Source organism: Streptomyces sp. NPDC055955, assembly GCF_042270245.1.
Taxonomy (GTDB): domain Bacteria; phylum Actinomycetota; class Actinomycetes; order Streptomycetales; family Streptomycetaceae; genus Streptomyces.
Genome location: NZ_JBHJYS010000006.1, coordinates 81,849 through 101,570 on the forward strand (window position 1 = coordinate 81,849; position 19,722 = coordinate 101,570).

Consider the following 19,722-nt stretch of genomic DNA (forward strand, 5'->3'; position numbering starts at 1 on the left):
AATGGCCTGCGGGGAGACCGGGCCCATGGAGCTCCCCACCGAAGCCATTGCCGCGACCGAGCTCAGGTCACAACCTCCCTGCGTGCGCCGGGCGGCAAGTTCGGTGGTGGCGGAGGTGTTGCGGCGTGGACGTGTTGCCTGAAATCGGTGGGCAAGTGCATGCGGCCCACCGACCCGGCTGCGCTGAGCGCGTGGTCCCGCGATTGCCTGGGATTCTGGGCATCTGGGCATCTGGGCATCAAGGCACCTGGGCTTCCGGGCGCTCGCAGGTGCCGTCTGGGTCGATGCTGACCCTGCGGCAGTCCCGGGGGCATCCGGCGGAACGTACGTAACATCTCCGCTAGGCCGTGCCCCCTTCGCCGAGGACTTGACGGGCGGGCAGCTCGTGAAGCGAACGCAATGGCGAGGCGATGGCAGTTGACGCACCGAAAAGCATCATGCAGCCACTGGCGATCAGTGTGGCCCTGAGTCCGAGCATGGATCCCGACATGCCTCCTGCCAGGGCGCCGAGTGACTGTCCTCCAAAGACGAGGAAGCGCCAGGTGGCGTTGGCGCGGGAGAGAAGCGGCGGGGCGATCACGGCCTGGCGGAGGGTCTGCTGGTTGACGCCGTAGATCGAGGGTCCGATTCCCCGCAGGACCTGCGCCAGAAGCAGGATGGACAGCGACATGGGGGAGGGATCGACCGCCGCGGCAACGACGAGACCCCCGCACGAGGCCAGAAGCACACCGGAGATGAAGGCCCGACCGGATCCAACCCGTCGTGTGAACCAGGTCGCCATGGTGGCCCCAAGGATGCCGGCCGCGCCGCTGACAGCGATCGCAGTTCCTACCAAGCCCGAGGACAGATGCAAGTCCCGGATGAAGAACATCACCAGGACGACGGCCTGCAGCTGGCCCGCGAACGCGCCGATGGTGGCCGCGAGTAGCACGGCGCGGAGGATCCGGTCGGCGAACACCGCGCGCAACCCTTCGAGGACGTTGGTCCGCAGTGACAGGTCGCGTGGAGTGACCGAATCAGCGATCCGTCCGGAGTGGCGGATGGACGCTTTGCACAGCCCGGAGATCAGGAAGGAGAGGGCGTCGACAGCGACAGCCATCGGCGCACTGAGCACCGTCACCATGAGGCCGCCCAGGGCCGATCCCGTCGTGTTGACGGTCGCGTTGCTCAGCATGAGAGCGCTGTTGGCAGGGAGCAGTTCCTTGCGCGGCACCAGCAGAGGTGTGAAGGACTGCGCGGCTATGGTCTCGAAGAGGTTGGCAACGCCGGCGAGCATCACGACCGCGCAGAGGTGCCACATGCGTAGCAACCCGCAGGCAGCCAGGATCGGTACGGAGCCGAGTACCAGTGTCTGGGCCATGTCGGTCATGGTGAGGATGCGTCGATACGGAACGTGGTCCGCCCATACCCCGGCCGGTAGCCCCAGGACGAGATGCGGCAGCAGACCCATCGCACCGAGCAAACCCATGTCGGCCGGCGAAGCGTGCAGGTAGACCACTGCTGTCAGCGGGAGCGCCACCGTCGTGACGCTCGATCCGAGCAGTGATATCGAGTTGCCGAGGAACAGTTTGCGGAAGTTGCGATGGCGGGCGAGCACCTCCCAGGGCCGAGTTGAGTGATCGGGCTCCTCATGGACCTCTCGCATCCGTTCCGAGGCGTCCCCTGCTTCCGCTGGCATGGCCGGACCCTAATGGCCAGGCCGGGTGCGACCCCTACCTTTCGCGTTCAGCCGAACCGATCACTCGCTTCACGACGCTGTTGGTCGTCGACGGGGGCTGAGGGTGCTGGACGCCGGCCAGCCCCAGCGCGTACTGCCCGTGCCGACGCAGGCGAGTCGGAGTGCAAAGGCCTTGGTCGACTCGCCCACCGAGAGCGGCCCCGATTGCCTGGGGAAACCGTTCTCCTGCTCCGAGACACCGACTCAGACTTCGCCCCGCCTGTACGAGCGGCACGACGTGTAGGTCGCGCCGATGCTCCCAGAGCTTCCGCTCCCGGTCGTATCGGCGAGGTCATGGCCTAGTGCGACAACCTCGCCCTCGCCGACCGGGACCAGCACGCCTCGTCCTGTACGGCGCACCGCGGGGATCGTCCAACGCTGAGGTAGTGGCCCCGCTGAACGTGCCGGGCACTGAGAATGTCGGCTGGTGGCGATAGCGCGTGTCCCGACCTCGGTGGACGCGACGCACCCCAGGAGTCACTCCTTGACGCGGTGCAACCGGATCTCTCGGTTGACGAAGAGGTGCACGTAGCCGCAGCGCCAGCAGATCAAACCCGTGGCGGTTTCATCGGCCCAGGCCAGATTGAACAGCTCGCCACCTGTGCTGTTGAGCTTCACGCCTCGCTCACGGAAGAGATCGCTCTTGCAGACCTGACACGTGATCCACATTTCTCCCAGCGAGGCCCGTACCGCTTTCGCCATTGTCACTCCCCCCAAGCCTGCCCTTCGTGGACCGCACCCCGGGCCACGCCACGCGATCAACCGCGTGAGGCGATCTTCACCGTAATCGGGTGGCAGGTGAAGCGAGTTGAGCAAGACCTGAGCAATGGGGAGCAGCGTCCGCTGAGGCAGATCGGATTGTTGGCGTCGCGGAGGTGCAGAAGGTACTGATCTTCGGAGTTGACGAGGGGCGGCGGTCGTGGTGCGCAACGGCATGACGGTCACTGGAGGGTTCCTTCCACGGGAAGACGCGGCAGCCCGGCCGTGGGCGGCGCAGTGGGATGTCATCTGTCGTTGGACAGACCGATGTCCATCAGGATCAGCCCGCCGAGCAGGGCGGCGTCCAGCACACCGTGGTCGTCGTGGTCGGTCAGCAGCAGGTCGCGTCAGCACGTCACACCGGCACGTCTCCACGAAGGCGGTTGAGCTGTCCGGGCCTCAGGTGCTCACTTGCCGGCATCGCGACGCTGTTGCGCGCAGGTACGGTGCTGTGTGCCGTGGCCGCACCATGACAGGAGTCGTCCCCGCCACCGCATGACGCATGCGGCGACGGGGACGACGTGGACAGTGGGACGGACAGGGGTCGCACCAGGGCCGTGAGGCCGGTCAGATCGGTTCAGGTCGTCAGGTCAGGGCGCGGTGCCCCAGCTCAGGGTGCCTCCCACGTACACGCCGATCTTCGGCGCGTCGGCGTACGCCGTGTTCGTGGAGCGGCTGTAGTCGTCGGCCTCGTTGAAGTTCGACCAGTCGGTCTTGTTGAAGCGCAACTGCATCTCTCCGGTGGAGGCCCCCGCCGCCAGGGTGCCGCTGCCGAAGCCGACCTCCAGGTAGTGGCTGGCTCCGGCGGCCGAGCTGCCCGAGGTCGTCACGTTCTGGGTCAGGGAGCCGCAGCCCATTACGGCGTAGTCGCAGGCGGTGCTGAAGGTGCTCGCACCGGACTCGGGGGTGAACCAGTAGCGCACCTTCACCGTGGACAGGTTCACCGCGCTGGTTCCGGTGTTGACCAGCTGCAGGCCCATCCGGATCTGGTTGTCGGTGGCCGAGGAGTCATTGTTCTTGTACTGGACCTTGAGGGTGCCGGTGCCGGTTCCGCCCCCGTCGGACGTGGTGGCCGAGGCCGCCGAGGAGGCCGCCGAAACATTCCCGGCCGCGTCGCGGGCCTTGACCGTGTAGCTGTACGACGTGGAGGCGGTGAGCCCTGTGTCGGTGAAGGAGGTGGTCGCCGAGGAACCCACCTGCACCCCCGCGCGGTACACGTCGTACGCGGTGACGCCAGTGTTGTCGGTCGACGCCGTCCAGGACAGCGAGACGCTGCCGCTCGTCTTGCCCGTGACCGTGAGGCCGGTCGGCGCGGTGGGCGCCTGGGTGTCGCCGCCGCTGCTGCCGCCCAGGGGCGGGTACGCGTTGTGCAGCAGCTCCTGGAACTGGGCGGAGAACCAGTGGCCCGCCAGCGGCGAGTCGGGCAGTGCGCCGGTCAGGTTGTTGCCGTTGCGCCCGTTCCCCGTGTACGTCGGATCACACATCTGGTCGAAGCCCTTGCCCTCGTCGTTCGCGATGGGCTGGCTGTTGCCGTCCGACTCGCCCGGGGGTTTGGCCCAGACGTACGCGTCGATGCCGGTCTCCGGGGCGGTCGTGGGCCGCTCACCGATGCCGGCCCCCTTCTGGTTGCACCAGTTCCCCGCGTGGATGCGCCGGTCGATCCGTCCGCCGTTGACATAGTCGTCGACGCTGGTCTGCGGGCCGGCGGCGGTCGGCCGCGCGGAGCCGCCCCAGCCGTTGCGGGCCGTGTCGATGAGCATGCCGATGTTCGAGGCGAAGCCCTGGTTGACCATTTCCGTGCGCAGGGCCTGTGCGTAGGAGAGCTCGTCGACGTAGAAGTTCCAGTCCACCCATTTGGACTGACGCACCGTCGTGCCGTTCACCGAGTCGGTGACCTTGAAGTACGGCTCCTTCAGGGCCGAGTAGTTGGCCGTGTTGACGATGAAGCCCTGGACGTCCGCGACCGTGGCGCCCTCGGTGGTCGCGGCCTTCTTGAACTCCTGTGCCGCCGGCACGAAGTTGGTGTCCCAGCCCAGCCAGCCGTGGTGTCCGGCGTCGACGTAGTTGTAGACGTTGGGGATGGCGCCCAGGGTGTGGAGCGCGTAGCCCACACCCTTCTCGTAGTTGCCGTTCTCCTTCATGGTCGCGCACTGGGTGGTGGATCCGGCGGTGCCGCCCGCGTTGGTCACGAGGTTGGGCAGCGAGTCCGGTTCGATGATGGTGACGATGCGCAGGTCCGCGTAGGCGGGATCGTCGAGGATGTCGGCGATGGGATCGATGTACTCGCTCTTGTACCGGTCGAGTTCGGTGGGGCCGAGTTCACCGTTGGAGGCCAGCGCGGCGCAGTCGCGTCCCGGTAGGTCATAGATGACGACCTGGAAGAGGTTCGCGCCCTGGTCGAGCGCCGCGTCGAGGTGCTCGCGCAGACTCATCGCGTCGCCCGCGCCCTCGATGGCCGCGATGCGGTCCATCCAGACGAACGAGGGTTCGTCGGCGATGGCACTGCCGCCCGGCTCCGCGGCGGCCTTGGCGGACCACTGCGGGTTCACATACGCCTTGGCTCCGGCGTAGGGGTTGTCGACGCGGGCCGCGGCGGAGGCCGGAGTGGGGACGGCCACGGCCAGGGCCGCCGCGATCGCCAGGGCGGAGAGTGCGGCGAACTTTCTGCGTATGCCGTGCCGGGTGGAACTTCGTGATCTCATGCGGCTCCGTATTCCTTTCGTGCGTGCTCCTTCGGGCAGTCCCCGAAGGCAGGTCGAGAGGTCGATCCGGGGCTCCGCGTGCTTACGGCTCGGTGCCCCGCACCAGGTCGCCGTCGGCAGGGATCCGGTGGTGCGGCGAGGCGTTGGTGAGCGTGGATGCCGTGGCGAGCGGCAGGGCCGCGGCGATGGCGTCGAAGGACGGGAGCAACGGGTCGCGGTCCCGGGCCGTTTCGGCCGTGCCGGGTCCGCTCACGGCTCGACGCCCCGGGCGAGGGCTGAGCCCACATAGGCGGCGAGCCGGGGAGAGTCGGCGTAGGTGGCGGTGGCGGCCCGGCTGTAGTCGTGGGTTTCGTCGAAGTTCGACCAGTCGGTCACGGTGGCGGAGTAGGTGGCGTCGGAGAGCTCGCTGTTGTCGGCGGCCGAGCCGAAGTGCTTGCCGTGCGCGACGGACAGGTCGCGCAGGCTGCCCTGTTCGGCCGCAGTGGCCGGCACACCCCACTGAGGTGCGACGGCGGCACACGCGGCGAGTGACAGGCCGGTCAGCCTGCCCGGGCAGCTGGGCTTGGAGCGCTTTACCGGAGTCATGACGTCCGCTTTCCTCGGCCGAGGTGACCGGGGCAAGGGTGCGCGACAGCGCCCATGCCTCGGGTTCATGCCTCGAAGAAGTGGGGTGCAGAGGGTGGGGAAGCGCGTAAGTCTTGATGGTGGGAGCGCTCCCAAAGTGGCGCGGTGATGCGCACCTGTCAAGTGTTGAATCGCAACTGCCTTACGTACGCGTTAACTTGAACGCGACCGAACGGCCCAGCCGCGCACCTCGCGGCCACATCCCACGCTGCAGAGTGACCGGGCGATCCCACACTCCGGTGACAGTGCATTCAGACTCCGTGCCCCAGCCCGGGTTCTTCGAGTCGGCCTCGCGCGGCGATCCGCCCCGGAGGGCGTCCAGAGCGTCCTGGGTGTCCCGGGCGTCCTGGGTGTCCCGGGCGTCCTTGGCGTCCTTGGCGTCCAGGGCGGACAGTGGCGGCGCCGATGCCGGTCGCGCGGGTGGGGGAGGGCATCGAAGAGGGTCTGATCATGGGTAGTTGGGGCGATGATGGTGTCGCGGCGCGGTTTCCCGTAGGAGCAGTCCAGTCTCGTCGCCATGAACCGAACCTTCCTCGAAGTGGGGCCTGTTCGCTGGCGCGGGACGGTTGGCCCTTGGAGGGCTCGGAGGGGCTCGGAGGGGCTCGGAGGGCTCGGCGGGTTCCGTGGGCTTGGTGGCGCGGGACAGGGATACCAGTACCTTCTTCCGGTCACGCAGACGGGAGTCGCAAACCGTAACGATGTGCTCGGCCAGGGGAAGGCAGTGGGTGTTCGAACCGTCGTCGACCGAGGTGGTCATCATCCGCGGCGGTGGAACGGTGCGGAGGGGGCCGGACGCGTGTGAATCTAGGTCAGGGCGACGGGTCGCGCAGGTCAGGGCGGAGCCTGAGCCGTTCCATGCCTGCCCGTGGTCTGCGCTATGAGGGCAATTCCCAGCTCGGCCAAACAGGTATGGCACACCGTCACTCATCGTTGCCGAAGCCAGGTTCGAAGGTCGGGGTCACTGCGTACCGTGCGACCCCGAACGGCTGGAAAGCTACATCGGCAAGGACGCGGTGGAGGAACTCCGAGGTGGGCTTGTCGTGCTGGTGCCACGTGCCCTTCTTGGCCCGTGCGAGGACGGGGCATTTGCCGGGCCGGCCGGCAGAGTTCACGGAGCCTGGCGGTTCGTGGACGAGTCCCGCGGCGTCATCGGCACGCTGGGTGCCGTGGTTTCCGCGGGAGCGTAGGGCTTCGGCCCCTCCGGTGATGAACCACGCAGCCCGCCGAGCGCCAGGGCCGTCATCGCCACCGCGGCGCCCGCCGCCACACCGAAACCGCCGTGCGCACCGCCCGCGTCCACCACCCGGCCCGTGATCGCCGCGGCGCTCGCTATTCCGGCCGCGCTGGCGGAGTTGCCCCAGGTGAATGCCTGGGTGAGGACGGCGCGCGGGACCGACGACTCGGTGAGGACGGAGGTGAGTATCAGGAGGACCGGCACGGCGAGTCCGGTCAGGGCGAGGGTGGCGCCGACCGCGAGGGGTTCGTCGAGGAAGGTCAGCGGAAGGCTCGCAAGGGTGAGGCAGGCGGCGGCTGCGGCCTGATGGCGCCGGGGTGAACCGCCGTGACGCCATGCTCCGTAGGCCCAACCACCCACCAGATTGGTGCAGTTGGAGGCGAAGTAGAGCAGCGCTGCAGCGTCCGGCGTGCCGCGTCCGACGGCGTACGCGGTGACGGACACCTGCATGGCGCCGAAGAACACCCCGAGCGCGAGGCCGAGCCCGACTTGCCGCAGAAAGGCGGATCGGAGCAGGGCGCGTCCGGCGTGTCGGCGTTCGGCGCGGCCGGTGAGGGGCGGCATGGTGCGGCGCTGGGCGGCGAAGGTGAGTCCGCCGCCGACGACGAGCGCGGCGGCGAGGAGCACCCCAGCGCCTGGGCGGCCCGCTGCACCGAGGGCGCTCACCAGGGCCGGGCCGGCCAGGAAGGACACGCCGTTGGCGAGGGCCTCCAGGGCGAAGGCGGTGGGCAGCGCGGCAGCCCGTTCGCCGGACAGCAGGGCGGACCAGCGAGCGGCGGACAGGGCGCTGAGCTGGGGAAGTGTTGCTCCGATGAGCACTCCGGCGACGAGGTCCGGAACGGCGCCGGTGAGCAGAAGCGCCACGGCCCCGGCATGTGTGACGAGCGCGCAGGGAAGTACGCGCGCCTGCCCGAACCGGTCGACCAGGCGCCCGATTTGGGGCCCGGCGACGGCGTCCGCGACAGCGAAGCCGCCGGTGACGAGACCTGCGGCGGCATAGGAACCGGTGCGAGCGTGTACCAGCCAGACGATGCCGATCCCCGTCATGGCGATGCCCACGCGCCCGACGGCGGCAGGAATGAAGAAGGCTGCGGCACCCGAAGTGCGCAACAGAGTGCGGTAGTTCGCCGACGCCGAAGGCACGACGCATCCCTTTCGCCGCCCGGCGGGACGCGCCACACGGAGTCGCCGGCGTCCGGATGTGCCGACCCGTGGCTGCGCCTGAAGCCGTCCAGTGGTGGCGTGGAGCGGGGACGCGCACCCCACGCCGACTCCGTCACCGAGCAGATGTCATGCGGTAGTTGATGACCTCCTTTGAGAGTAGAGGAACGGCGCGCAAAAGCGAACATGGAGGAGCAGCACGGATTACGCCCTGCTCCTGGGGGCCGTCGCACGCCTCCGCCTTGCTGCGTCGCGGCCGATTCGGCATCGCATGCAGACCGTGTCCGGGGCGGCAGTGGGCTGACCGCTGCCGGACGCTTGAAGCGATCGCGTGGGAAGTACCGAACCTGTTCGCCGTGGCGGGACCTGACAGTCCCGCCAAGTTCGTGCAAATCGCCAAGAAGCGGCTGATCAGGTGGGCAGTCGACGGAACGCGCGGCCTGGCGCCTCGAACCGACAAACTCGCCATCGCCCACCAGGCCGCACTCACCTCGCCGCCGTCCTGAATTGGGCTCGGCGCTGACTACCGCTCTGCGCCGAAACGGGGGCGGCGTTCAGTCGCTGAGAGCGAGCCGGATGCCGAAAGCGGCGATGACGGTACCTGTGATGCGGTCGAGCAAGCGACGGGCCTGAGGCTTTCGCAACCAGCCGTGCAGCACGCGGGCACATCCGATGAGGACGGCCGACCACATCAGACCCATGAGGATGTGCTCCATGGTGAGCAACAGTCCCATGGCGAAGTGGCTTGCACCCGCAGGGATGAACTGGGGCAGGACGGCGACGTAAAAGGCACCCACCTTCGGGTTGAGGAGGTTGGTGAGTGTTCCCTGCCGCCAGCCGCCTCCGACCGAGTCCTTCCCGGTGAGCAGGTCGGAGTCGCTGACGCTGCTCCTGGGCAGGCCCCGGAAGGTGTCCTGCAGCATGCGCAGACCCATCCAGACGAGATATGCGGCGCCGGCCCAGCGCAACGTCACGTAGGCGAGGTGCGAGGCCGTGAGGAGCGCGGTGACTCCCAGAGAGGTGAGCGCACCCCACAGAAGGGTGCCGGTCTGGATTCCGAGGACGACGCCCCAGGCTCTCCGGCGCCGGCCGAGGGCCGAGGTGCGCAGGATCAGGGCGGTGTCCAGACCTGGAGTCAGAGTGAGAAGCCCTACGACAAGGGCGAAGGACCACAGCGAGGTACTTATTGCCATGGAAGGCCAGCCTATGACACTGCCCATCTGCCCTGCGCACACGCCCATCGGCCATTCATGCAGTCCGGCCCCTGGTCCAGGAGTCAGCCCCAGCTCCGACCTGGCCACCCATACCGGCCCTCCCGCCATACCGGCCCTCCCGCCATGCCGACCGTCCCGGACACCGGCCGTCGTCACACTGCCATCGCCACACCGCGACGTCGTCGATATGCAGGCCTTGCCGACCGTCTCAGGCTCCGTGAGAAGCGCTGGAGGTGATCCGGGGAGGAAACGGATCATTCCGGAGGTAACGGAATTTCGACGAACTTCGGTAGCGTCGTGTACGGGACGCTACAGTGGTGTCATGGCGAAGAAGCAGATCAACGTGCGGGTCGACGAAGCCGTGTACGTGGGGATCGAGGAACGCGCGGCCGCCGCCGGCATGGAAGTCAACGAGTACGCCCGCCAGCTCCTCGCCGACGAGGCCAACGACCTGCGCCACCGTTTCCTCGTCGCAGCCGACCATTTTGTGGGCGAGTGGGCCGACCACTTCGACGAACGCTTCGGCGCCGACGGCCATGGCGCCGCCCCCGCCCGCAAGGACGGCCGCGCCGCGTGATCGTTCACATCGACCGGGCCTGGCTCCTCGACCTGGCCCACCGCACCCTGCCCGACGACCCGGAAGTCACCGACTTCGGCAGCCTCCAGGCCGCCGTCGCCCGGCACAGCGACAAGGTGATGGACGTCTACGTCTACGCCGAGCCGCACCATCGAGCGGCAGCCCTCATGCATCAACTGGTGCGCGTGCCGGCCCTGGAGGCGCGCAACAAGCTGTTCGCCGCCGTTGTCGCCGCCGCCTACCTGAGTGCGTCGGGCCTGTTCGTCACCGTCGGCGCCAAGACGGCCGCCGACCTCGCCGAACGTATCGACCGCGACGCCCTGGACGTGCGGAGCGCCGCTGCGGAGATCCGCACGTGGACGCGGAACTGAGAGTCAAACCGTGGCGCTCAGGGAAGGGGATGGACGGCGAGTCGATCTCAGCGCCAGAAGTCACCCAGTGCAAAGCCCTTCGGGCGATGCGGGGTCGCCTGGCGATATCTTCGCCGATCCTGCACTGCTCGCTGAGCTGCGGAGTGAGCTGACCGCCGACCGCCGGCCTGCGTGAGGCGCTGCAGAGGTCGCGGACTCGACAGCAGCTGTCGCTTCGGGGCTGTGTTCGTCCAACGGAGGCCGTTCGGCGGCACACCCCACCACCCGCTGATGACCACTGTCACCCCCTCGCCCGAGCACGTCGCCTGCGCCGTCGAACCCCGGCCGTTGTCTCTTCCCCGTCGCCGTCAGGCGGCGCGCTACGAGCAGCCCACCCATGACGCCGGCCGCAACAACCAAGCCAACCGTCCCTATGCCGGGATGAGGACGGTGAGCCATTCCGCTTCGCGTGGGCGGTACCCGTATCGATTCCACAGCCCCGACACGATGGCCGGTACGTGGCCGGCCCCGTAGACGATGGCGACCCGGAGTGGCTCGTCGCCGCGCTCCGTGTGGATTTCGCCGAGGGCGTCGAGCAACCGCTGGTCGCGACGCCCCATCATTGCGTGCCCGACGTCATTGTCTGCCAGCATCTCCGCCCGCAGTGTCGATGGCAGGTCCTCGACCTCCAGGTCCTCGTCGAGGAAGGCGCGCGGGCCGCGCAGCGCGAACACCAGGCCCATCACGGGCGCCGCGATCATGAGCAGCAGGTACGTCGAACGCGGCAGCGTCTTCAGTTCCGCGAGCGCCTCCGCCGCGGTCACATCCGGGTTGATGACCGGCACGCCTTCGGGAAGCAGCAGCCCGTCGCTCTGTTCCTGCAGGCCGTTGCGCCGCCGACGCGGTGCGAACCGGTAAGCGAGGGTCAAGGAGCTCACTCCGGCCGACCTTCCTCGGATTCCCTCGACGACGATGAGGTCGCATTCTTTGAGCCTGAGGCGGACTTGGGAGTAGAACGTCGGCGAAGCCACGTGCAGCATCGGGAAGATCACGAACTCGAATGGTTTTCCCGTCCGTCGCATGGTGATGACAGCAGATCGGACGGCATAGCCGGTCACCTCGATAATCTGCATGATTCTTCCCCCGCGAACCTCGCCCGGTCTTCGTTCGCTTCTTGTCTGTCCATACCAGGACACGAGCTTGCTGACGCCGCGGTTCCCTCCCCGGGCCGAACGGCCGTGCCATCGGGCATAGGAGGTATCGAGCAGTGGTGTACGCGATACGAACCGGCCGCTGACCACCCTGGGCGTCACGCAGTCGGGCGGACTGTGACACGACCCAGTTCCCAAAGCCCGTTCTCTGTAAGGCCAGTTGGGAAAATCGACTGGCGGGGGGAGTGCACGGTGCGGATGGAGCCGGGTCGTTCCGGAAGGCCGCTAGGAGGTTCAGGGGCGCCATGTCCACCGAGGTGGCACGTGCGCCAGCGGGGGCGCGTGCCGTCGGTGAAGTCGACTTCGCCGGGAACTTCGACGTGGTTGGTCAGTGGCGGCGCGGGGGATCGCCGTTGCGCCGGGGCGGTCGGCGCGGTCGACTCGAACTGGCCTGGGTGCCCCAAAGACAGTGGCTGCGGCCGCGCGTCTGGCTACTTGGCCGGGCCGGGCCGGCTTTCGCGGCCCGGCCCGGCCATCAGGCGTGGGTTACGACTCCGAAGGCATGGGGAGTCGGATGCTTCGGGGCGTCAGTCGTTGTCGTTGTAGAAGGTGATGCCGCGCCAGTCGGTGACGCACGAGCTGCTCAGGAAGATCCATCCGATCGCGCTGTCGCGGACGACGATCGCCGGGTTCGGTCCGTTCGTCGTGAAGCGGTACATCACCGTGGAGCCGGGGTTGCCCGCCGCATCGCGCAGTGAACCGTCGCTGTAGGCGCTGGTCGTGTAGTAGTTGTAGTACGCCGTGCACGCCGGGTTGACCGTGATCGCGGTGCCGTCCGTGGCTGCGTGCGCGGCCGCATTGAAGTTGTAGCCGATGGTCCGGCGATGCGCGATGTTGTCCTTGGTCGCGTCGCTGCATGACTCCGCGACCGATGCGGTGGGGCTGGAGCCGAGGGCACCGGGCGGGATCCAGCCGCAGATGTCGTTGCCGCCCCAGCTGCGCCCGTAGTGGTAGTCGCTTGCATTGGTCTGGTGGACGTCGAAGGACGAGCCTGCCATGGCGGTGCCGACCCAGTAGCCGCACGGCTTGTTCTGCAGCCAGGTGCCGGCGGGGACGGTGCCGGAGTTGTTGCACGCCGCCGGTTTGGGGGAGTTCGGCTGGACGGTGTACCTGTTCACGTTCGCTTGAGAGGTCGCGGGCAACAGGCCGACGACCGCGGCTGTCACGGCGAGTACGGTGGCGGCGCGGATGTGTCGCCGTAGGGGCGTGACTGTCTTGGTCGTCACTGCGTCTCCTTCGTGGGGATGGGAGTGTGGCGGGTGGCGCGCTCGGGGGGACGGCCAGCGGTGCAGGAGCAGTTGGGGGCGCGGCGGATCCGTGGCGGTGCGCCCAGCCGGTCCCGCTCGGCGGCCGTCGTTCGCGGTGTCCTCGGCGCGCTCGGGCTCCCTGATCGGCAGGGGAGGGCCGGAACGCGTTGGCGTAGACGGGTGTTGCGTAGCCACGGCGTGCGGTGAGTTGGGCAGGCGGTCGCTCAGGGAGCTTCGGCAGCCTGTCCGTTCAGCGGGAGATGCTGATGATCTGCGCGCTGCCCGGGGCCACGGTGACGGTCGAGGTGCCCGCGGCGACGTGCACCGGTGTGCTGTGCGGTGTCCGGTCCGCGGTTCCCGCAGGGGTCATCCTGGCGCCGCCGAGGGTGATGGCGCCGGCATCCAGGGAGGAGAGGCCGCCGGGGGCTGAGCTGACGAGGGTCGTGGCGCGGGCGGTGTGCATGCTGCGGGGGAGTTTGATCGTGACCGTGTCGTCGGTGGCGTCCGCCGCTGCCGGGTCCTGGACGTTGATGAGGACGACGTGCAGCGTGCCGTGCTCGTCCTCGATGCCGTAGGCACGCAGATCGCCCAGGGCGTCGTCGGGCAGTCCGAGGTCGACGAAGTGGCCCTTGGGGAGCTGGCGGAAGGTCCACAGTCCGTAGTAGAGGGGCGAGGCGGAGAGCTGGTGGGCGTCGAGCTGGGCCTGTTCGACGGCGCAGAAGGCGCCGTAGTAGCGGTACGAGATGGGGTAGTCGCTCGAGTCCCTGGGCTTGAAGTCGCCGCAGATCGCGGCGGTGTTGGTGTGGAAGAGGAGTCGGCTGACGTCGTTCTGCGATGTTTCGAGGAGGTGGTCCAGCGCCCACAGGGAAGAGCCGTAGGCGTCGCTCACGCCGGGCTGGCCGCTGCAGGAGGCACTGTTGGACTCGTTGAGCGTCATCGGCACGGTGTGGTGCAGGCGGTCGCCGACGGCCTTGATGCCCTGGAGCTTGGTCCTGGCCTTGAGGTAGGTGTCGGGAGACATGAGCTGGGTCATGGTGGTGGTCGAGGTGCCGCAGTGACTGCCGGCGTACAGGTGCGAGGCCATCTCGGCCAGGGTTCGCCGCGGGGCATCGGCGCCGTTGGCGAGCGCGGCGTCGGCGAATCCGTCGATGACGGAGTTGGTGAGGGCCGTATTGGCCGACGGGCCAGTCATCTTCAGGTGCGCGTGCGGCAGCGCGGCGTCGATCTCGGCCTGGTAGTGCTTGACGGTCGACCACATCTCGGCCGGGGTGAGGGTGGTGACGTTGTCGTACTCGTTGCCCACCTCGACGGAGAGCAGGTCGTCGCCGAGGGTGGCGTGCGCGGCCTTCACCTCATCCACCACCTGGTCCATCGTGACCTGCGGTGCCGGGTCCTTCGCGGGGTTCTTCAGCTTTGACGGGTCGATGAGGGACTTCAGCGGCACGCCCAGCGTGACTTTCCAGCCGGTCGAGTCCAACAGCTTCTTGAGGCCGTCGAGGTCCGACTGGTCGACGGTGCCGCCGATGGCCTGCGCCGGGGCGGGAGCGTCGGCGGCGGCGCCGAACGCGGGCCACACGAGGTCCATGGAGTAGCCGCCGAGGCGCAGTACGCCGTGCGGGCCAAGGGTCTTGAGCCTCTTGGCGAGCAGGTCCTGGGTGAGGTAGCCGTGGGCGAAGTCGGCGGACTCGACGGAGAAGCCCTGCATGGCGCTGTCGAACCTGGTCTTTGAGGGCGACCCGGTGGCGTCCAGGGCGAAGGGTGTCGTCGACAGGGCCGAGTTGTCGGGTGCCGGGGCGGCAAGGGCCTGTCCCGTACAAGCGAGCAGGGCGACCGCCGATGCCAGGACCGCCGTGCGGGCGAGCGTTGAGGGCGCGGGGCGAAGACGCATGGCTGGGGCTCCTTGGACGGGGCGGACGCCTCGACGAACAAGATCCACCGAGTAAACGTTTTCTCGTCGGCGGACCCTTCCGCGTCGTCGCCTCCCGTGTCAACGCCTGCGACAGAATTGGCGATTGTGAAAGGCGCGGCTCAGGTCCCGGTGGCCCGGCCCGTCGACGCCCGCACCACGAGCTCGGTCGGCAGCCGCACCGTGCCGTGCCGGCCGGCCCGTTCCAGCTGGTCGCGCAGCAGAGCCCACGCGTGCCGGCCGACCTCCTCGGTCGGCAGTCGTACGGTCGTCAGCGGCGGCGCGAGGAACTCGGCGACCGGAATGTCGTCGAACCCGGCCAGCGAGATGTCCCCCGGGACGTCGAGGCCCAGTTCGCGCAGCCGGGCCAGCGCCCCGATCGCCACCAGGTCGTTGAAGGCGATGACGCCGCTCACCCCCGCTGCCAGCAGCTCGGGCAGCGCGCGATGGCCGTCGTCGCTGGTGGAGCCGGCCTGCACCACGCTCCGCGGGAGCCGCAGGGAGGCGGTGGTGTCGTCGAAGGCGCGCTGGCGCTCGGCGTTCGACCAGGACGTCGACGGGCCGGCGAGGTAGCCGAGGTGCCGGTGCCCGAGCCCGGTGAGGTGGTGTACGACCGCGGCCATGCCGGCGTACGAGTCCACACCGGCCGAGCTCATCGACAGGTCACCGACCTCGCGATTGGTGCACACCATCGGGGTCGCGACGAGCTGTGCCAGGTCCTCGAGGGGCAGTCGCGGTGAGCAGAGCACCAAGCCGTCGCAGTGCAGGGCGAGTTCCTGGATCAGGGCCCGCTCCTCGTCCTGGCTCTCCTTGGCGTCGGCGACCAGCAGCCGGTGGTCCTGGGCGCCGGTGGCGTCGGCCAGCCCTCGCAGGAGTTCGGAGAACGAGGGGTTGCCCAGGTCGGGCACCACGACGCCGATGAGCCGGGTGACGCCGGCCTTGAGGCTGCGCGCGGTGCCGCTGGGCCGGTAGTTGAGCTCGGCGGCCGCGAGCCGGACCCGGTGCACGAGGTCGGGATCCGCCACACGCCTGCCGTTGAGAACGCGCGAGACAGTCGCTGTCGACACCTGTGCCACACGGGCGACGTCCACGACGGTCGGCTTGCGTATCACCTGGGCCATGCGAGGACCTTAGACGATGCAAAGGGGTTGACCCGCTGTCGGCCGGGTCCCTACAGTCCACGCCGGGCGTTTGCAAGCATGGTTTGTGTTCACATACATATCCTCAGCTCTACGAGGAGTTTCCTGGTGCCGAATCTCGACGGCGTGCTGTTCTTCCCCGTCACCCCCTTCGATGCCTCCGGCGCGGTCGACACCTCCGCCCTGGCGAAGCACGTCCAAGCCGGTCTGGCGGCAGGCCCCGGAGGCGTGTTCGCGGCCTGCGGGACCGGAGAGTTCCACGCCCTGGAGCCGCAGGAGTACGCGGAGGTCGTACGCGTCGCCGTCGAGGTCGCAGCCGGGCAGGTGCCGGTCTACGCCGGTACCGGCGGGCCGCTGCCGCTTGCCCGCCAGTTCGCCCGGGCGGCCCGCGACGCCGGCGCGGACGGCCTGCTCCTGCTGCCGCCCTACCTGGTCAAATCGCCCGCCGCGGGCCTGGTCGCGTACGTCGAAGCAGTCGCGGCCGCCACGGAGTTGCCCCTGGTGGTCTACCACCGCGACAACGCCCGCTTCGACTCCGTCTCGGCAGCGGACGTCGCCCGGCTGCCTCACGTCACAGGGTTCAAGGACGGCGTGGGCGACCTCGGCCACCTCTCCCGAATCCTCTCGGCGGTCCGCGGCGAACTGCGCGGCGCCGACAAGCCGTTCCAGTTCTTCAACGGCCTTCCCACGGCTGAGGCCACCGTCACCGCCTACCGCGGTCTCGGCGTCGAGCTGTACTCCTCGGCGGTCTTCTGCTTCGCCCCGGAGATCTCGCTCGCCTTCCACCACGCGGTGCGCGAGGACGACCGCGAGCTGGTCGACGCTCTGCTGACATCGTTCTTCCACCCGCTCGTCAGCCTGCGGGAGAAGGTTCCGGGCTATGCGGTCTCGCTGGTGAAAGCCGGCGTACGACAACGCGGGCTCGACGTCGGAGGTGTCCGGCCACCGCTCGTCGACCCGGCGCCCGAGCATCTCGACGAGCTGCGCCGGATCACCGAGGCCGGGCTGGCCGTGTGCGCCGGGGCGGGTGTGCGATGACCGACCAGTTGCGGATCACCGGCATCACCGTCACTCCGGTCGCCTTCCGCGACCCGCCGCTGCTCAACGCCGTGGGTGTCCACGAGCCGTACGCGCTACGGGCGATCGTCGAGATCACCACCGATCAGGGACTCACCGGCCTGGGCGAGACCTACGCCGACGAAGGCCATCTGCGCCGCCTCGACCGGGCGGCCCGTGCCCTGACCGGCATGGACGTGTTCGCGCTCGGCGCCATGTACCAGCGGATCGCGGCCGCACTCGCCGACGACACCGGGGCGGACGGCAGTGGTCTCACGGGACTGATCACCTCCAGCTCGACGGTCGACCGGGTCTTCTCGCCCTTCGAGGTCGCCGGCCTGGACATCCAGGGCAAGGCCGTCGGCAGGCCCGTATCCGACCTGCTGGGCGGCGCCGTCCGGGACGAAGTGCCCTTCAGCGCCTACCTCTTCTACAAGTGGGCGTCCCATCCCGGGGCCGAACCCGACGCGTGGGGCGAGGCGCTCGACGCCGACGGCATCGTCGCCCAGGCCCGGCGCATGATCGACGCATACGGCTTCACCGCCATCAAGCTCAAGGGCGGCGTCCTGCCGCCCGAGGAGGAGATCGAGGCCGTACGCGCCCTGCGGGCGGAGTTCCCCAGCCACCCGCTGCGCCTGGACCCCAACGCCGCCTGGTCCGTGCCCACATCGCTCAAGGTCGCCACCGAGCTCGAGGGAGTCCTGGAGTACCTGGAGGACCCGACGCCGGGTCAGAGGGGCATGGCAGAGGTGGCCCGCGAGGCCCCCATGCCGCTGGCCACCAACATGTGCGTCGTCGCCTTCGACGAACTGGCGCCCGGCGTCGCCCGGAACGCGGCGCAAGTGGTGCTCTCCGACCACCACTACTGGGGCGGGCTGCACCGCTCCAAGCTGCTGTCCGGCATCTGCGAGACGTTCGGTCTCGGCCTGTCGATGCACTCCAACTCGCACCTCGGCATCAGCCTTGCGGCGATGACGCACCTGGCCGCGGCGACGCCCCATCTCAGCTATGCCTGCGACACGCACTGGCCCTGGAAGGACGAGGACGTCATCCAACCGGGCGTCCTCGCCTTCGCCGACGGTGCGGTACGGGTGCCGCGCACCCCCGGCCTCGGGGTCGAGCTCGACCGCGACGCCCTCGCCCGGCTGCACGAGCAGTACCTGACGTGCGGACTGCGCAACAGGGACGACACCGGCTACATGCAACGGCTCCACCCCGGATACCGGCTCCGCTCGCCGCGCTGGTAGGCGACGGCCTCCTCAAAAGGAGTTCTCATGGCATGGCTCGACTGGGTAGCCCTCGCCGGCTACTTCCTGGTGATGCTGCTGATAGGCCTCTGGTCGCACCGCCGCATCAGCGGCGTCGGCGACTACTTCACCGGCGGCGGCAAGATGCCGTGGTGGCTGTCCGGCATCTCCCACCACATGTCCGGCTACAGCGCGGCGGTGTTCGTCGCCTACGCGGCCGTCGCCTACAGCTACGGCATCACTGTCTACTTCTGGGCCTTCGTACCGCTGGCGCTGGCCACCGGTGTCGGCGCGTTCCTGTTCGCACCCCGCTGGAACCGGCTGAGGTCCCGCTTCAACGTGGTCTCCCCGCTGGAATACCTGGCCAAGCGCTACAACATCCCCACCCAGCAGGCGCTCGCCTGGAGCGGCGCGTTGCTCAAGGTCTTCGACGTCGCCGCCAAGTGGGCCTCGGTGGCGATCCTGCTCAACGTCTTCACCGGCATGCCGATGGCCACCGGCATCCTCATCACCGGTGTCGTCACCCTCCTGTACTGCACAGTCGGCGGCCTGTGGGCGGACGCCCTCACCGACTTCGGGCAGTTCGTCATCCAGGGCGTCGCGGCAATGTCCATGCTCATCGCCGTGATCGTCAAGCTCGGCGGGTTCTCCGGCCTCGGCTCGATGTGGCACAAGCTGCCCGACGGACACACCCACCCGCTGGTCGGGCAGTGGACCGCCGGCTTCCTGACCGCGTACATCGTCATCAAGCTCTTCGAGTACAACGGCGGCATGTGGAACCTGGCCCAGCGCTACATGGCCACCGACTCCGCCGGCTCCGCCCGCCGCTCGGCCGGCCTGTCCGCCGTCCTCTACCTGATCTGGCCGGCCGTCCTGCTGTTCCCGTCCGTCGCAGCGGCGGTCCTCATGCCCCACGTCACCGATCCGCAGCAGGTGTACGCGCTGATGGCGAAGGCGTATCTGCCCGCAGGGCTCGTCGGCCTCACGCTCGCCGGGATGTTCTCGCACACCATGGCGATGGCCTCGTCCGACGCCAACGCCATCTCGGCGGTCATCACCCGCGACATCCTGCCCGTCGTCTCCCGCCGTGCCCGCACGATGAGCACACAGGCGGGACTGCTGGCCGCCCGCGTGTGCACCGTCGTCTTCGTGTCGGTCAGCATGATCGTCGCGATCGAGGCCGACCACTTCGGCGGCGTCCTCGGCATCATCGTGGCACTGGTCGCGGCCGTCATGGGGCCGATCTCCATCCCCATGCTTCTCGGGCTGCTGCCGGCCTTCCGGCGCTGCGGCCCGATCGCGGCGATCAGCTCGTGGGCGCTGGGTCTGGGAGCGTACTTCCTCCTCAAGTACGGCATCGAACCTGCCAACCAGACATGGCTCGTGGCCACCCCGCTCGTCACCTCTCTCGTCGTGTACGTGGGGCTCGGCCTGCTCAAGCCCGAGCCGAACGACGAGGCCGACGCGATCGTTGCCGCGGTCTCCTCCGACGGACCCCAGGGAGGCGCCGTTCAGGCGCCCGCGCCCACCGCTGCGACCGCCGACTGACCCACGGAGCATGTGTTGCCCCTCGGCCGG

16 protein-coding genes and 1 pseudogene are annotated in these 19,722 nt (G+C 68.8%); 6 read left to right on the top strand and 11 right to left on the bottom strand.

Annotated features, from left to right (window positions below; genetic code table 11):
- Positions 1-340: 340 nt before the first annotated feature.
- From ACFC96_RS14025 to ACFC96_RS14050, 6 genes are all read right to left on the bottom strand, one after another.
- The gene (locus ACFC96_RS14025; protein WP_376612387.1) at positions 341-1,678 is read right to left on the bottom strand and encodes an MFS transporter; all 1,338 of its coding nucleotides are present in this window, start codon (positions 1,676-1,678) and stop codon (positions 341-343) included.
- Between the two features lie 516 nt (positions 1,679-2,194).
- Positions 2,195-2,419 (bottom strand): hypothetical protein, encoded by a 225-nt coding sequence (locus tag ACFC96_RS14030; RefSeq protein WP_340458251.1) that lies wholly within the window; start codon positions 2,417-2,419, stop codon positions 2,195-2,197.
- A 647-nt stretch (positions 2,420-3,066) separates the two neighbouring features.
- Complete coding sequence (locus ACFC96_RS14035) at positions 3,067-5,178, bottom strand: glycoside hydrolase family 6 protein (protein WP_376612389.1); 2,112 nt, start codon at positions 5,176-5,178, stop codon at positions 3,067-3,069.
- Between the two features lie 82 nt (positions 5,179-5,260).
- Complete coding sequence (locus ACFC96_RS14040) at positions 5,261-5,431, bottom strand: hypothetical protein (RefSeq protein WP_376226825.1); 171 nt, start codon at positions 5,429-5,431, stop codon at positions 5,261-5,263.
- Positions 5,428-5,763 (bottom strand): hypothetical protein, encoded by a 336-nt coding sequence (locus ACFC96_RS14045; protein WP_376612390.1) that lies wholly within the window; start codon positions 5,761-5,763, stop codon positions 5,428-5,430. The genes ACFC96_RS14040 and ACFC96_RS14045 overlap by 4 nt, the downstream gene beginning before the upstream one ends.
- Positions 5,764-6,910: 1,147 nt before the next feature.
- Positions 6,911-8,179 (bottom strand): MFS transporter, encoded by a 1,269-nt coding sequence (locus ACFC96_RS14050; protein WP_376612392.1) that lies wholly within the window; start codon positions 8,177-8,179, stop codon positions 6,911-6,913.
- 296 nt (positions 8,180-8,475) lie between these two features.
- On the opposite strand from ACFC96_RS14050, the pseudogene ACFC96_RS14055 reads away from it, so the two are divergent.
- Positions 8,476-8,631: pseudogene (locus ACFC96_RS14055) on the top strand (IS5/IS1182 family transposase); the annotation flags it as partial.
- 120 nt (positions 8,632-8,751) lie between these two features.
- Here the strand turns inward: ACFC96_RS14055 and ACFC96_RS14060 are convergent.
- Positions 8,752-9,390 carry a LysE family translocator gene (locus tag ACFC96_RS14060; protein WP_376612394.1) on the bottom strand — a complete coding sequence of 213 codons (639 nt, stop codon included), beginning with the start codon at positions 9,388-9,390 and terminating at the stop codon, positions 8,752-8,754.
- A 343-nt stretch (positions 9,391-9,733) separates the two neighbouring features.
- Between ACFC96_RS14060 and ACFC96_RS14065 the strand changes: the two genes are divergently transcribed.
- Entirely contained in the window at positions 9,734-9,988 is a 255-nt protein-coding gene (locus ACFC96_RS14065; protein WP_376612396.1) for a hypothetical protein, read from the top strand.
- Positions 9,985-10,359 (top strand): fic family toxin-antitoxin system, toxin component, encoded by a 375-nt coding sequence (locus ACFC96_RS14070; RefSeq protein WP_340458242.1) that lies wholly within the window; start codon positions 9,985-9,987, stop codon positions 10,357-10,359. The genes ACFC96_RS14065 and ACFC96_RS14070 overlap by 4 nt, the downstream gene beginning before the upstream one ends.
- Positions 10,360-10,769: 410 nt before the next feature.
- Here ACFC96_RS14070 and ACFC96_RS14075 read toward each other — a convergent pair whose 3' ends face one another.
- The 4 genes from ACFC96_RS14075 to ACFC96_RS14090 all read right to left on the bottom strand — a co-directional run bounded on the left by ACFC96_RS14075 (position 10,770) and on the right by ACFC96_RS14090 (position 15,823).
- Entirely contained in the window at positions 10,770-11,471 is a 702-nt protein-coding gene (locus tag ACFC96_RS14075) for a hypothetical protein (RefSeq protein WP_376266524.1), read from the bottom strand.
- Positions 11,472-12,076: 605 nt separating this feature from the next.
- Positions 12,077-12,775, bottom strand: coding sequence for a hypothetical protein (locus tag ACFC96_RS14080; RefSeq protein ID WP_340460054.1), 699 nt, complete (start codon positions 12,773-12,775; stop codon positions 12,077-12,079).
- A 271-nt stretch (positions 12,776-13,046) separates the two neighbouring features.
- Positions 13,047-14,684: a hypothetical protein gene (locus tag ACFC96_RS14085; RefSeq protein WP_376612398.1), complete on the bottom strand. Its 1,638-nt coding sequence runs from the start codon at positions 14,682-14,684 to the stop codon at positions 13,047-13,049.
- Positions 14,685-14,824: 140 nt separating this feature from the next.
- Positions 14,825-15,823: a LacI family DNA-binding transcriptional regulator gene (locus tag ACFC96_RS14090; protein ID WP_376612399.1), complete on the bottom strand. Its 999-nt coding sequence runs from the start codon at positions 15,821-15,823 to the stop codon at positions 14,825-14,827.
- Positions 15,824-15,901: 78 nt separating this feature from the next.
- Between ACFC96_RS14090 and ACFC96_RS14095 the strand changes: the two genes are divergently transcribed.
- The 3 genes from ACFC96_RS14095 to ACFC96_RS14105 are packed head-to-tail and all read left to right on the top strand — an operon-like array spanning position 15,902 to position 19,692.
- Positions 15,902-16,879 (top strand): 5-dehydro-4-deoxyglucarate dehydratase, encoded by a 978-nt coding sequence (locus ACFC96_RS14095; RefSeq protein WP_376612400.1) that lies wholly within the window; start codon positions 15,902-15,904, stop codon positions 16,877-16,879.
- Entirely contained in the window at positions 16,876-18,144 is a 1,269-nt protein-coding gene (locus ACFC96_RS14100) for a glucarate dehydratase family protein (RefSeq protein ID WP_376612402.1), read from the top strand. Before ACFC96_RS14095 ends, ACFC96_RS14100 begins: the two co-directional genes overlap by 4 nt.
- Positions 18,145-18,171: 27 nt before the next feature.
- Positions 18,172-19,692 carry a sodium:solute symporter family protein gene (locus ACFC96_RS14105; RefSeq protein ID WP_376612404.1) on the top strand — a complete coding sequence of 507 codons (1,521 nt, stop codon included), beginning with the start codon at positions 18,172-18,174 and terminating at the stop codon, positions 19,690-19,692.
- Positions 19,693-19,722: the final 30 nt, after the last annotated feature.